Raw genomic sequence first — 12,947 nt, 5'->3', positions numbered from 1 at the left:
TTACTTATTTTCCAGTTGTTCGATGAAAGCCGCAAAGGCCGGTGTGCCCGGATGTAACCAGTCAAAATGTCCGGCGTTATTTACAGAGATAAATGGTACATCAGGTAAAGGATTATCAGGTAGCGGAACAATACTGTCTTTGTCGCCGGTAAATATTGTCACATCCTGTTGGAATTGGGCACCAGTAAGGCTTGCGCTGCGGTATTGTGAAGGGCGCTGCTCGGGAGTGCCCCCCATGAAATCTATAGTGGCACGCTGGCAACTATTGTTACCCATAGCATATTTTTCAATATCTATGATTGGCGCTAAGCCAATAGTGTGCTCTATATTCCTGTCGGAAGCCTGTACTGCGAGCATGGCAAGGTGTCCGCCGGCTGAATGACCGGCCAGTGTTACCCGTTCACGATCAAATTTAATTTGCGTTTGCGTGTGGATAAAGTCGATAGCGCGAAGGACATCCTCAAGACTTCCCGGCCAGACTCCTCCCGGATCGCCTGTACGGCGATACTCAACAGCCCATACAGCGAAGCCTGCTTGTTTTAATGCCGTAGCCAGCGCATAACTATGCTCGATGTCATAGGCAGACAACCAGCACCCGCCATGCACAAAGATTACCAGCGGCGGAGGCGTTGAGAATCCGTCCGGTAACCAGAGCTTTCCAAACTGTAGTGGTTCATTGCCGTACTGCAGGGTCACAGATGGCTTATCATAACGAAGCGCAAGTACATCAGAAAAACTAACCGCCTGTGCAGATGGGTAAGCGCCCCAGGCAGTTACAATCTCCTCACCGCTATCTACACTACCTGTTTTTTCAGGCGACTTAGCAAGCTGACACCCGCTTACAGACATAACAATCGCTAATAAGAACCCAACGCGCATTTAATTGTTCCGGTAGTAAACCAGTTATTATAGGAGCAGCTATAGATACAAGATGCAATAGCTGATGACAAACAGCCTGTTGTATGAAAAAGGCAGTGCTCTGAACACAGGGGGAGCAAATGTGAGGATATCGTTGCAAAGCAGGAAGAAGACTTGTGTTTTACCTGTGCGACATTAAACTTGTCGGCGGTCAAGCGAGTCAGGCGGGTATCATGTTGACTAAAACGGTCAGACCGCTTGTGGGCTCAGCTAGCACGCTGGTGGTATCACCATTCTATATTTTCTGTCTTAGCGTCTTATATAAGCAGGGGCATACGAGTGTAATTGATGGTGTGTTGACCTCAGCCATAGCCATTATGCACATTTTTGCGCCACAGTTATGCTAATAACGGTAGGTACGCTCAACCGGGAGTTGCTATTAAGCAGGTTGCTATGAAACTGGACGATGTTAAAAAGCTGCATCAAAAAAAATACCGCTCTCAGTTTGGTTATTACCTGATTGAAGGTGAACATCTGGTACTGGAACTCGATAAGGCTAACCTGAACGAAGCCACGCGAGAAAAAATCACATTGTATGTGACCGCTGATAGTCAGGCTATTACTGAACGGCTGCAGCAACGCTATTCAGTTAAGCTTATAAATGAACGGCAGATGTCCCAGTTAAGTGGTACAAAAACGCCACAGGGCATTATTGCCTGCGCACCATTACCTGATGAAGTAGGGCGCATACAGTCAGAAGGTGAGCGATGCATTTATCTGCATGAGGTACAGGACCCGGGAAATCTGGGTACCATACTGCGAAGTCTGGCGTGGTTTGGTGGTTTTCGACTGCTATTAAGTCCTGGCAGCGTTGATCCGTACAATGCCAAGGTAGTGCGTGCGAGTATGGGAGCAATATTTCATGTTCCTGTTGAGCTGGATGTTAAGATTGAAAGCCTGCAGAAGCGTTTCGACTCGTTGGCCTATCTGGATATGTCTGGTAACAGTATCAGCGATATCCGGTTCTCCGACTTCAGGTGCTATCTGTTTGGCAATGAAGCACGGGGCGTTCCCCTTGATGCGCTGGCTAACTGTAATGCCTGTGCATTTACTATTAAGGGCAGCGGTAAAATAGACTCTTTAAACCTTGCCAGTGCCGTCACGCTATCGGCTTATCAGCTATCTCTATAGCGCTGCGTTATTTATCTTGGGCTTACATGTTTACGATTGAGGCCCTGACGCTCGGTCTGTTCATTTAAAAGGAAAAATATTGTGGCTCTACACTGGTTTCCGGGGCATATGCACAAAGCCCTGAAAGAAATAAAGGAATCTCTCAAGCAGGTTGATGTGCTGATAGAAGTGCTTGATGCGCGCATTCCCTTTTCAAGTGAAAATCCAGAAATAGCCCGGATAAGAGGGGATAAGCCCTGCATAAAAATTCTGAACAAGTTTGATCTTGCCGACCCCGAGCTTACCGCTCGCTGGCAAACCCATCTTGAGTCAGAGCGTGGGGTGAAGACGATAACAACATCCAGTGACAACCCTGCCGGAAGCCGTCAGATTATTAACCTTATTCGCAGCGTATGTGCACAGAAAGATGCACAGGTAAAATCTATCAATGCGATGATTACGGGTATTCCTAATGTTGGCAAATCTACGCTGATAAATATTCTGGCCCAGCGCACCATTGCTAAAACAGGTAATGAGCCCGCGGTGACTAAGGGGCAGCAGCGTATAAATTTAGGTAGCGGCATAGTGCTGTATGACACGCCGGGAGTACTGTGGCCTAAAGTAGAAAACCCCCAGTCAATTTATCGTTTGGCGGCATCAGGTGCAGTCAAAAATACCGCAATGGAATATGATGACGTGGGATTTTTCGCTGCAGATTACCTGATAAAGGCGTATCCGCAGGTTATGCAAAGCCGATATCAGCTCGATGAGTTGCCGGATACAGAGCTGGCCTTTTTAGAGGCGGCCGCCAAAAAGCGTGGTGCGATTATGGCCGGCGGCCGGGTCAACCTTCACAAAATTTGCGAGATACTCCTTAAGGAATTGCAATCCGGAAAACTGGGCAAAATTACTCTTGAAACACCAGAAATGGTTACCCGGGAAAACCAGGAAGTGGCAGAAGCGGCAGCCAGAAAAAAAGCAGATAAAGAGAAGCGGAAACAAAAATTTAAAGAGGGCTCTCTGACCCCGCAAAAACATGACCGAAAGGATAAGCGGAATGAAAAACGCAAGGCGCAAAGTGAGCGCATGAAAAAGCGTTAATGTCGGCAGTCATAGTTTTTTGCAAGCAGTCTTGATAAGTCGAGGCTGCTACTCAAGCAAATGGTAAGGCACTATGAAACGCAATTAAATGTGAAGTCAGGTATTTGATGAGATAAGAATTTAGACTTCAATAGCGGATAGCAAAGACGTACAACTGAGAGGAAGAAAAAATGGTGGAGCGGGCAGGATTCGAACCTGCGAAGGCTGAGCCGGCAGATTTACAGTCTGCTCCCGTTGACCGCTTGGGTACCACTCCACATTGTTCAAACAGCAAGATAATTGGGTGGTCTGGATGAAGACCTGGCCCAGCGCCATTTGAGGAGTGCATCTTAATGATGATGAGCGGGTGGGTCAAGCTTTATCTTTGAAAAGTACTAATAAAATCATAGGGTTACTTTTTGTACAGCTGAACTGAAAACAATAAAGTGATGCGGTATTCTATAAGGGCCTGATTTTCCACATAAACATGAACAATCCTTAAATTAATTCAGGTCAAAAGCGCAGTCGCCCGTTTTATCGGGCAGGCTTACGTTTGGTTTTGTTGCCAGTGTTCAGACTCAGCGTTCCGCGTGAACGATTCTCAGAACGGCTTTTTCCTGCACTTTTTCCCGGGTTGTTAATGCGCGGTTTTACCGGTTTGGTTGATTTGGGTCGAGAGCTGCGATGTCCGGCCGGGGCTTCAGAAGAAGAATGTTCAACAGATTTAAGCAGGGTAGACAGTTCGTCCTTTGATAACTCACGCCACTGACCGGTTTTCAGGCCTTTGAGTTTTACGTTCATAATCCGGACGCGCTCCAGCTTCGTTACCTCGTAACTGAAATAACTACACATCCTTCTAATCTGACGATTCAGCCCTTCTATCAATGTAATTCTGAAAGAAAAGTGACCCTCTTTGATGACCTTACAACGCTTAGTCGTTGTTCCCAGAATGGGCACTCCGCCACGCATACCACTCAAAAACTCTTCAGTAACGGGCTTGTCTACTGTCACCACGTATTCTTTTTCGTGCTTGTTACCCGCCCGTAAAACCTTATTGACCAAATCACCATTGTTGGTCATAAAAATGAGGCCCTGAGAATCTTTGTCAAGTCGTCCGATAGGGAAGATACGCTCTTTGTAGCGTACATGGTTAACAATATTTGCCTTTTCAGCACTATCCGTGGTGCTTACCACGCCCACTGGTTTATTTAATGCTAAAACGACAAATTTGCTCTTGTCTGCAGGTTTTATCCGCTTGCCATTGACTTTAACCGTATCGCCCGGCATGACCTTTGTACCCACCTCAGCACGCACACCATTTATTTGAACAGCTCCCTGTTCTATGTATTTATCGGCGTCGCGCCGCGAACAGAAACCTGTCTCGCTGATAAATTTATTTAAGCGTGTTGGATTAGTAGTTTGCATAACGTGGTTCTACAAGTTGAAATCATTGACAGGCCGGCAACAGCCGCACCAAAAAACTGGGATCTTAACACAGAATGACCGGGCTGCTTCTACCAGTACGCGCATTCGTTTACTTCTGCTTCTAAGTATTCTGTGAGCGATGATTGTGGATGAACCAATCATAGTTAATGCCGTAACGAATATAACACTATCTGCACCGTCTGCATTGCCTGGAAGTTCGTGCTGCGGTCATCGATTTTAAATTACTGAGGCTTTTGTATGGCAATTACCACACGCACTATTGAGTACACGGTTAACGGAAAGGTTTTCGAGGGACTATTGGCAACTGACGGACGAAGTTCCCGCCCGTCGGTAATGATTTGCCATGCATGGGGCGGCCGTAAGGAACATGAAGAAGAGACTGCAAAGCGGGTAGCCGAACTCGGATATACAGCGTTTGCGGCAGATGTATACGGCAAAGACGTTCGCGGTGAGACAATAGAAGAAAATCAGGCATTAATGACGCCTTTGGTTGAAGACCGTGATGAATTACAGGAACGACTCCGGGGAGCGCTTAACGCGCTTTGTGAGCAGGCTGAAACAGATGAAAACAATGTGTCGGTTACAGGGTTTTGTTTCGGTGGTCTTTGCGCACTGGACATGGCACGTACCAATGCACCAGTTATCGGCGTATCGGCATTTCACGCTGTGATTGGTAAGCCCGGCAAGCCTGGTAGTGATGATATCCTGCCTAAAGTAATGTGCTTTCAGGGATTTGATGATCCTATGGCAGATCCCGATGCATTAGTCAGCTTTGGCAAAGAAATGACGGATAGGAATGCAGACTGGCAACTGCATGTTTTCGGCGGGGTATCTCATGCATTCACTAATCCTGATGCCAGTAACGATGAGTTAGGACTTAAATACAATAAGCAGGCTTCAGAGCGCTCCTGGGAAATGTTTAAAAGCTATCTTTGGGAGATGTTCGAATAAACAAGCGCGTCTTCAAATGGTGAACGAAAAGATAGCGTTGCTGACACCTTAAGTTTTAGTATGTTAGAAGCTGCTGTGAAGAAAGGACGGCTACGAGCCGCCTTCTTCCAGCAGCGCCGGGTTTTCCAGGTAAACCTGTAATCTGCGTTGTTCTGTCTTTGTAAACATTGATGCTTTTTTCTGGCTTACCTGTGCCTCAACCTGGTCCTCAGACAGCGCGTCTGAGCGCATAAGGTTGTTGCGCCAACGCCTGAACGACTTCACCTTCTCCTGCCACTGGGACTGATCGTCTGCCGACTTATTGAGCCGTCGCGCAACATCGTGTCCGAATTCAGCCGAGACTGCCTGGTAACACACTTCCGGGCTATCGTAGGTTCGCTGTAGTTCGCTCAACCGGTTTACATTTATACTCGGCTGGAAACTTTTTTTCTGAGAATCTGGCAAGCTATTCAGCTGCTCTTCGATGAAGTCAGATTTTTGCTTGCCAGATAATACCTGATCTGCGGCTATCTGTAAGCGCTCAAGCGCGGCATTATCATAGGCTGCGTCCTGAGAGAAAAAGTGGCGATACTCTTGTTGAGTAAAAAGCGTGTGCTGCAAGTCCTGTTTTGATTGCAGTCGATATGTCATCGCACGAATATCTGTAGAGCTGACAGGCGCATCAAGTGCCTTCAATTGCACCTTATAATTAATATAACGATTAAACAGGTCGGTTAAATACGCTGATGACTTAGGTTCATATTGCTGCTTCTCTACCTGAGTAGCATACAGTTCTTTTAACGATGCTGGTGCGCGTCCTTCATGTTCAAAGATAAAGCGGTCGAACCGGATTCTTGTATCTGCGTTTAGTAAGAACCGTTTGGCACTGACAGAACTGCCTTTATGTTGCTTTTTGTCAGCCAACGTGACTTCATTTGCAGTCCGTGAAAACAATGATTGACCAGACGTTGATGCTTCCGGCTTGAGTATATCTGACCGGGGCTGCGATAAGTCGCTATCAAACCACAGCGCCCAGCCGGTTATAATGGCGCCGGCGGCCAATGCCGTAAACAGTGCATGTCCGCGACGCAACATATTATAAGCCCAGTGATTTCAGGCGATTTGCATGCTTGATGAAGACCTGAACCGGATCAGTTTCAAACAAGTGATGTATACCCAATGTCTGATTAACCTCATCAAGATGGTTCATACGATAATCATCACGTATTACATAGCCCAGGCGTGAGCTGCACGAGGATACCAAACCATCATTTTTTTCGCCGAAAGACAAGCCGGTGAGGGCAAGAAAAGGATCCGCAGCATCCAGAACATTGGTATAGGTGCTGCCACCGCTCCAGGAGAAATAGAGCACTCCATTAGATTCGCGCATTTTTCCGTCGTTAGCACAGTAGCTACTTGGCAAGCCTTCAGGGTAGCGCGCATTGAATTTCCTACTGCCTTCAGTCGATAAGGAATTCAAAGCAGCAATACTGTCGGTAGGTAAGCCTGAAACCCCCGAGCCTGATATCAGCTCCAGCAGATTAGCAAATGCATTAAAGGTGGTAGCTGCAACGCCTTCAAGGGTCGAGCCCTCAGCTAAACCTGCACGCATAATATCGGCAACTTTACTTCCCTGATTAACACCACCCACGGATGTTACCGATGCTACTTTTTGTGGTGCGACACTGGCCGCATAGCGGGCGGTTGGTCCACCATGACTATGTCCAATCAGATTTACTTTATCAGCACCTGAGTGCGCGAGCACCTGATCGATATACGCTAGCAACTGCTCACCGCGAACTTCTGTTGAGTTTGCCGGCGAAACGGTAGAGGTATAAACAACAGCTCCCTGACGGGAGAGTTTGTATGGAATTTTATAGAAGTAATCTACCCACAATACATCGTCAAAGCCAAACAAACCGTGAACAAGAACAATGGGATACTGAGTTTTGGCATACGTAGATGCCTGAGCATTAGTGGTGGGTAAAACTAGTGAAAGGGTGAGCGTGATTAGCATCAGCACTTTTTTCATAATTCATCCTGTGTCGTGAAATGGCTCCCTACTACTCGGAGGTCTGAGTTGTTAATAGTTTGTTACAGAATAGTGAAAATAAAAGTTTATTCAAGGGGAGAAAGTGATGAGAGAGGTAGTTTGAACGAACAAATAAAAAGCTATAGTGCATAACTCACTGAGTTAGCAACATTTATAGTTGATGATAAATAGTATTAAATTTATATAAATAAGAAGGAGTAGGGGGATTGAGGTGGGGATTAAAGTGTTCTACCCACCTCTGATTATACCGACGAGGTTTAGTTGTCCCGGAAAGCTTCAGTGCCATACAACGGCACCGTCGAAATAGCATGTTTAAAACTGCCACTCGTTTCCTTAGTCGAAAACGCCGTATAAACAATTACCTGGTTTTCCTCATCATAGGTTCGCCGGACTTTTATGGATTTAAAGAAAATCGATTTTGATTCTTTAAATATCATTTTCGGCTCTTCAATTTCTGCTTTTTCTAAATCGAACAGTGTAATTTCATCAGACTGGCGACAGGCAATAGACATATTTGACGGGTCGCTGATAGATAGGTTGGCAGAGATATGTTGAACATGGCAGGTCACGCCCGGAATATCCGGATCTTTTGCAACCTCCCAATCCACTGTAGAGGCGCTGAAAATACCTGTTCTGACTGAATTCTCATCTGAACACGCGCCCAACAACAGTACTGCAGTCAGGAGTGATAACGTTTTTTTCATGATTTCTCCGGTGAAGAGGTACTTTGAAGCAGGTCTTCAAAAATACCGTTGAATGCGTTAAGTGATGCCACTGGCTAGTGCAAGGCAACCTACCTGATGCTTATACATAGTGATAATACATGCTGATCTATTGATGGAAGTTTTTGCGTAAATCAGCAGTTAAAATACGCAATTATGAACAAAGTATCATACTTTATTGGTATTTAACTTTTGCTCAGGGTTGAAAACAGTGTATCTTTATTATATAGGCGTTTGTTAATGATTGAGTTTGTATGAATATCGAACAGATGCGGTCAGTGTTGGATTCATTGCCCGATCCCGTATTTAATCTTTCTACTTCAGGGAAGTACGTTGCGCTGTTCGGTGGCCAGGATGTCCGTTATTACCATGATGGGACCTCGCTGGTTGGTCAGAATTTATATGATGTTCTTAAGCCAGAGAAGGCCGACTATTTTGTTCGCAAAATCAATGAGGCGCTCACATCCGGTGAAATGATGGTGGAAGAATATGAGCTCAGTGACAAAGATATTCTGGGCTTACCCGATGAAGGTCCTGAAGACCCTATTTGGTTTGAGGGAAGGATTCAGGCGCTTGATTTCAAGGTGGATGATGAATCTGTGGTGCTCTGGGTAGCCAGCAATATCTCTGAGCGCTATCAGTTAGAGAAGAAACTTCGCTATTGGGGTGATACCGATCAACTGACTGAGCTTTATAATCGCCGTCGCCTTGAGCAGGATCTTGCCGCCCATTTAGCTAGTTTTAATCGTTACGATATCTCAACATCCGTGCTTATGCTTGATTTGGATAATCTCAAATCAGTCAATGATATAGAAGGGCATCATAAGGGCGATGAAATCATTGTTGCGCTTGCTGATATCCTGCGCAAACAAATGCGTGAAGCTGATGCCGCTTACCGTTATGGTGGCGATGAGTTTGTTATTGTATTGCCAAATACGGAGATTAAGCAGGCGATTTCATTCGCTGAGCGGCTCAATAGTCAGTTTGCGACCCACGCAGAGTCGTTAACGATAGGAGATATTGCCGTTACAGTCAGCATTGGTGTTACCGCTATTTCGGCTGATGATGATTCTCACGAAACCACACTTCGCCGTGCAGACAAGCTGCTTTATGACGCTAAGAACAAAGGCAAGAACAAGGTGACAGGCTTTTAGCAAAGCGCTTTAATCTGACCTATAACAATTTATATGCGTAAGGCGCGTTGGCGCTTCCTCTTTTCAACTGAATCTACATGTAAACGGCTCTGCACACGTTTAACCTCTGCTTTTTTTATCTGGTTATAAAAGATCAGGTGAGGAGCAGATGAATATTAGCTATTCTATACATTCTTTCAACAACTGGTTGTTGACTGAGGTAGTCAGTACGATGTTTTCCACATTTTCTGTATCTGGTTACGCTTTGCTATATCGCACTTTGTCGGTCGTTATATTTGTCACGCTTTCATTTCAGTCTATGGCCAACTCTGAGCCGAAAGCCTCTACAGCCTGGCCAGCCTATGTAGAAGCTGCCATAGATAATGCACCGCCGTACAGGATAATCGCGGGTGGTAGCATCAGTGGTATTTACGTGGATATTTACGAAGAGGTAATGCGACATCTCAACGTCGAAACCGCTTACTTTGAAGTGCCTTTCAAACGCGCACTGCATTTGTTGAAGGTGGGGCAGGTGGATGTGATGCTTGGGCCGATTAAAAATGATGAGCGTGATGATTATGCCGACTTTTCTGTCCCGGCTTTTCCTCCGGTGAAAAAATTAGTCTTAGTGAACAACACTGACAATATTATACGAAATGTAGCAGATTTCAGAGGTAAAACGATAGGCGTCCAGCGCGGAAGTGACTACCTGACCTTTCTAAAAACAGTCCCGAACATAAACATCGTAAGTCTTAATGATTACCGTCAGGCGTTAATATTGCTTAAAGCTGGACGTGTAGATCTGGTTATCATTCCAGAACTGATAGCAACATCTGTGATGAAACGATTGCAACTTAGCTTTATTCGCTCACCTTATATTATCGCCGGTGAAGATTGCTATATCGCCATTTTTAAAAGCTCGCCCGTCCGCTTTCATATTAAGGAGATCAAAGCGGCGCTGGAATATGTCAAAGCGAGCGGTCGGTATGACAAAATCGTACAGCGCTATATCAATAATTATGAGCAGATAGATGATAACCAGGTCTTCGGCCGAGACTAATTCTCGGGTGCAATAAAATTTTGTCCGGCTAACCACTGTCTAGCTTGGTCATATTGCGTGAAAAAAGAGCGGGTAAACTGCGGATATTGCGCACGATCGACCTGAAAAGGACGTCGTTTAACACTCTTTTCAGGGCTTACAACAGCCTCTCTCTGAAGGCCGTTTTCAATACATTTGTTGACCAGCTGATGGATGATAGGGTAACAGTCTGGTGTATATAGTTCCCAGTCATATAAATCGGTGATCATAGCCCAGGGGGAGCCCACTAACGGCGCGGTTATCTCTTCTATAAAATGCTGATACTCAATCGCCGTTTCGAGATTCCAGGGGCCAATAATATCTACCAGCAATACATTTTTGTGTATTGTTGCTTTGAACGACCCGTGAGCTTCAAACATCGGCGTGAACTTCATGCGTAAAAACGATGATGGACACCTTATCAGAGCAAAAACTGAAGACCAATAACTATCCCTCTTCTTGTTGAACTGCTGTTTTTATACTCTGAACTGGCCGATTAAGCCTTCCAGTTCTCTTACTTTGTCCTCAAGCTCGTTAGCCACCCGGGCGTTTTGTGTAGAAATTCCAGCCAGTTCGGTAGTCTGTCCTGCAACCCCGGAAATTCTGCCAGAAATGTCACCACTGACTACACGTTGCTGTTCTGCGGCTGTGGCGATTTGCGTATTTTCGTCAGTAAGTGTATTCACCGCCTGGCTAATCGCATCGAGGTTTGCGGCGGTGGCATCAATACCAGTGGACGTGTTTTCACTATTTTTGATACTGGCCGCCATCACATTGGCTGCATTTCTGGCGCCTTTTTGCAGTTTATCGATCATTTGCTGTATTTCTTCCGTGCTGCCCTGTGTTCTGGAGGCAAGTGTTCTCACCTCATCGGCAACAACCGCAAAGCCTCGTCCCTGTTCACCGGCACGCGCCGCTTCGATAGCTGCATTGAGGGCGAGCAGGTTGGTCTGTTCAGCGATATTTTCGATGACCTGTAATACTACACTGATGTTTTCAACATCTGCGCCCACATGGCTCACAACATCACTGGTTCTGGCCAGTGCATCAGTCAGGCTATGCATCTCCCCGCGGGTTCGCTCTACACTGGCAAGCGCCGCATGACTTTCCTGTTCTGCATTGCGAGCAGCACGTGCTGCGTTGGACGCATTGTGCGCTGCTTGCGAGGCGGACTCAGACATTTGTGTGGTGGCTGAGGCGATTTGATCGATCTCTGTATGCTGGGCAGCGCTTAACTGGTTTATATTGTTAGCCTGGTCAGTGAGCGTATGTCCTTGTTCCGACACTGAATGGGCAACCTGTTTGACCTTTTGTATAAGCGTCTGGAGCGTGGACAACAGTGCGTTGGTCTGTGTTGCCAATGCGCCCATTTCATGTTCATCTGAAACATCGAGGCGCTGAGTTAAATCACCTTCGCCCTGGGATAAACTGAAAATAGATTGTGTGGCTTCATCTAGGGGCCTGAGAATAGAGCGTGAAATCATTAAACCCATACTGGTAAATACAAGCAGCGCTATCAGGGCCACAATAATACCAGCATCAGCAAATGCTCACTGGACTCGCTTATGATTGCTTCGAGCGTACTGACCTGTTGCTCTATGTGGTCAATATAAATACCGGTACCAATCATCAGGTTCCATTCATCGAGAAAAATAGCGTACGAAAGCTTCGGATAAGCGATATCTCCGCCCAGTCGGGGAAAATGATAGGTCACGAACTCGGAAGACTCCCCCGTCGCATTTTTCTTACCTGCGGCAATAAGATCCCTAATCAGATAAACGCCATTGGTATCCTGGAAGTCATAGTAACTTTCCCCAATATTAGACTGGCTGTTGCCACTGAAAACGCGCACAGCATCTTCTGTGTAACCAAAAATATAACCGTCTTCACCAAACGACATATTCTGCAGAATTGCTACGGCATCATCTCTGTTTCCTCCCCCCTCATACAGGGGCGCTATCGCTGAGTAAGCCATGTCGATGATATGTTTAAGCTCTTCCCGCTTGCTTTCTGTGAGTATTTCTTCTGCACTGCGTACGCTTTCACTCTGCATCTTCTTAATCTGACTGGCAGTAACCAACAGCAAAATGAGTGTGAGCAGGATAAGTGGCAGTGTAGCCAGTGATATAAGGCGCGTTTTAATAGAAAACTTACTTAGCATCTTTCTATCTCTTAGACGTGTAATGCATAAACCGTAGCTAAGCTTAGCCAATAAGTTAAAATAGTGTTAACGGATTTAAGTGTTACTTTCAGATAAGTAGTGCAAATATGTATCTGACGGGGGATATAGCATTAGCATAGATGTGATCTGTGAGCATTATTCAGCTAAAAGTACCGTTACGGAAGATAAGAATTGTTTCATCTGTGAATTGTGTAAATAAGTATTATAACGTCATGTTTTTATATGTGTTTTTTTTGCCCGAATGATTAGCTTCCCCATAAGGAGTCAGCTATGATGGGAAAGTAAATTTTCTTCA

13 protein-coding genes and 1 tRNA gene are annotated in these 12,947 nt (G+C 45.7%); 5 read left to right on the top strand and 9 right to left on the bottom strand.

Annotated features, from left to right (window positions below; genetic code table 11):
• Positions 1–879, bottom strand: coding sequence for an alpha/beta hydrolase (locus tag FBQ74_RS09645; protein ID WP_139756483.1), 879 nt, complete (start codon positions 877–879; stop codon positions 1–3).
• A 432-nt stretch (positions 880–1,311) separates the two neighbouring features.
• On the opposite strand from FBQ74_RS09645, the gene FBQ74_RS09640 reads away from it, so the two are divergent.
• Together FBQ74_RS09640 and ylqF are read left to right on the top strand one after the other, a co-directional pair.
• Positions 1,312–2,049: a TrmH family RNA methyltransferase gene (locus FBQ74_RS09640; protein WP_139756482.1), complete on the top strand. Its 738-nt coding sequence runs from the start codon at positions 1,312–1,314 to the stop codon at positions 2,047–2,049.
• A gap of 81 nt (positions 2,050–2,130) precedes the next feature.
• Complete coding sequence (gene ylqF / locus FBQ74_RS09635; protein WP_139756481.1) at positions 2,131–3,129, top strand: ribosome biogenesis GTPase YlqF; 999 nt, start codon at positions 2,131–2,133, stop codon at positions 3,127–3,129.
• 171 nt (positions 3,130–3,300) lie between these two features.
• On the opposite strand, the gene FBQ74_RS09630 is transcribed toward ylqF, so the two are convergent.
• Positions 3,301–3,385 (bottom strand) — tRNA-Tyr (locus FBQ74_RS09630).
• A gap of 257 nt (positions 3,386–3,642) precedes the next feature.
• Complete coding sequence (rluF, locus tag FBQ74_RS09625) at positions 3,643–4,533, bottom strand: 23S rRNA pseudouridine(2604) synthase RluF (RefSeq protein WP_139756480.1); 891 nt, start codon at positions 4,531–4,533, stop codon at positions 3,643–3,645.
• 258 nt (positions 4,534–4,791) lie between these two features.
• Between rluF and FBQ74_RS09620 the strand changes: the two genes are divergently transcribed.
• Positions 4,792–5,505, top strand: a complete 714-nt coding sequence (locus FBQ74_RS09620; protein ID WP_139756479.1) for a dienelactone hydrolase family protein — start codon at positions 4,792–4,794, stop codon at positions 5,503–5,505.
• A gap of 90 nt (positions 5,506–5,595) precedes the next feature.
• Here the strand turns inward: FBQ74_RS09620 and FBQ74_RS09615 are convergent, their stop codons facing one another.
• The 3 genes from FBQ74_RS09615 to FBQ74_RS09605 all read right to left on the bottom strand — a co-directional run bounded on the left by FBQ74_RS09615 (position 5,596) and on the right by FBQ74_RS09605 (position 8,241).
• Entirely contained in the window at positions 5,596–6,579 is a 984-nt protein-coding gene (locus tag FBQ74_RS09615) for a lipase secretion chaperone (protein ID WP_139756478.1), read from the bottom strand.
• Between the two features lies 1 nt (position 6,580).
• Positions 6,581–7,516, bottom strand: coding sequence for an esterase/lipase family protein (locus FBQ74_RS09610; protein ID WP_139756477.1), 936 nt, complete (start codon positions 7,514–7,516; stop codon positions 6,581–6,583).
• A 278-nt stretch (positions 7,517–7,794) separates the two neighbouring features.
• A complete protein-coding gene (locus FBQ74_RS09605) occupies positions 7,795–8,241 on the bottom strand; it encodes a CreA family protein (protein WP_139756476.1) in 447 nt (148 codons plus the stop codon).
• Between the two features lie 272 nt (positions 8,242–8,513).
• On the opposite strand from FBQ74_RS09605, the gene FBQ74_RS09600 reads away from it, so the two are divergent.
• Together FBQ74_RS09600 and FBQ74_RS09595 are read left to right on the top strand one after the other, a co-directional pair.
• Positions 8,514–9,413, top strand: coding sequence for a sensor domain-containing diguanylate cyclase (locus FBQ74_RS09600; protein WP_139756475.1), 900 nt, complete (start codon positions 8,514–8,516; stop codon positions 9,411–9,413).
• 148 nt (positions 9,414–9,561) lie between these two features.
• Entirely contained in the window at positions 9,562–10,452 is an 891-nt protein-coding gene (locus tag FBQ74_RS09595; protein WP_139756474.1) for a substrate-binding periplasmic protein, read from the top strand.
• Here FBQ74_RS09595 and FBQ74_RS09590 read toward each other — a convergent pair.
• The 3 genes from FBQ74_RS09590 to FBQ74_RS19110 all read right to left on the bottom strand — a co-directional run bounded on the left by FBQ74_RS09590 (position 10,449) and on the right by FBQ74_RS19110 (position 12,631).
• The gene (locus FBQ74_RS09590; protein WP_139756473.1) at positions 10,449–10,850 is read right to left on the bottom strand and encodes a hypothetical protein; all 402 of its coding nucleotides are present in this window, start codon (positions 10,848–10,850) and stop codon (positions 10,449–10,451) included. The genes FBQ74_RS09595 and FBQ74_RS09590 overlap by 4 nt on opposite strands.
• 96 nt (positions 10,851–10,946) lie before the next feature.
• A complete protein-coding gene (locus FBQ74_RS19115; protein WP_232371892.1) occupies positions 10,947–11,954 on the bottom strand; it encodes a methyl-accepting chemotaxis protein in 1,008 nt (335 codons plus the stop codon).
• Between the two features lie 32 nt (positions 11,955–11,986).
• The gene (locus FBQ74_RS19110) at positions 11,987–12,631 is read right to left on the bottom strand and encodes a cache domain-containing protein (RefSeq protein ID WP_139756472.1); all 645 of its coding nucleotides are present in this window, start codon (positions 12,629–12,631) and stop codon (positions 11,987–11,989) included.
• Positions 12,632–12,947: the final 316 nt, after the last annotated feature.

Source organism: Salinimonas iocasae, assembly GCF_006228385.1.
GTDB lineage: Bacteria > Pseudomonadota > Gammaproteobacteria > Enterobacterales > Alteromonadaceae > Alteromonas > Alteromonas iocasae.
The sequence above is the reverse complement of the archived record's forward strand: the minus strand, read 5'-3'. Positions and strand labels throughout refer to the sequence as shown.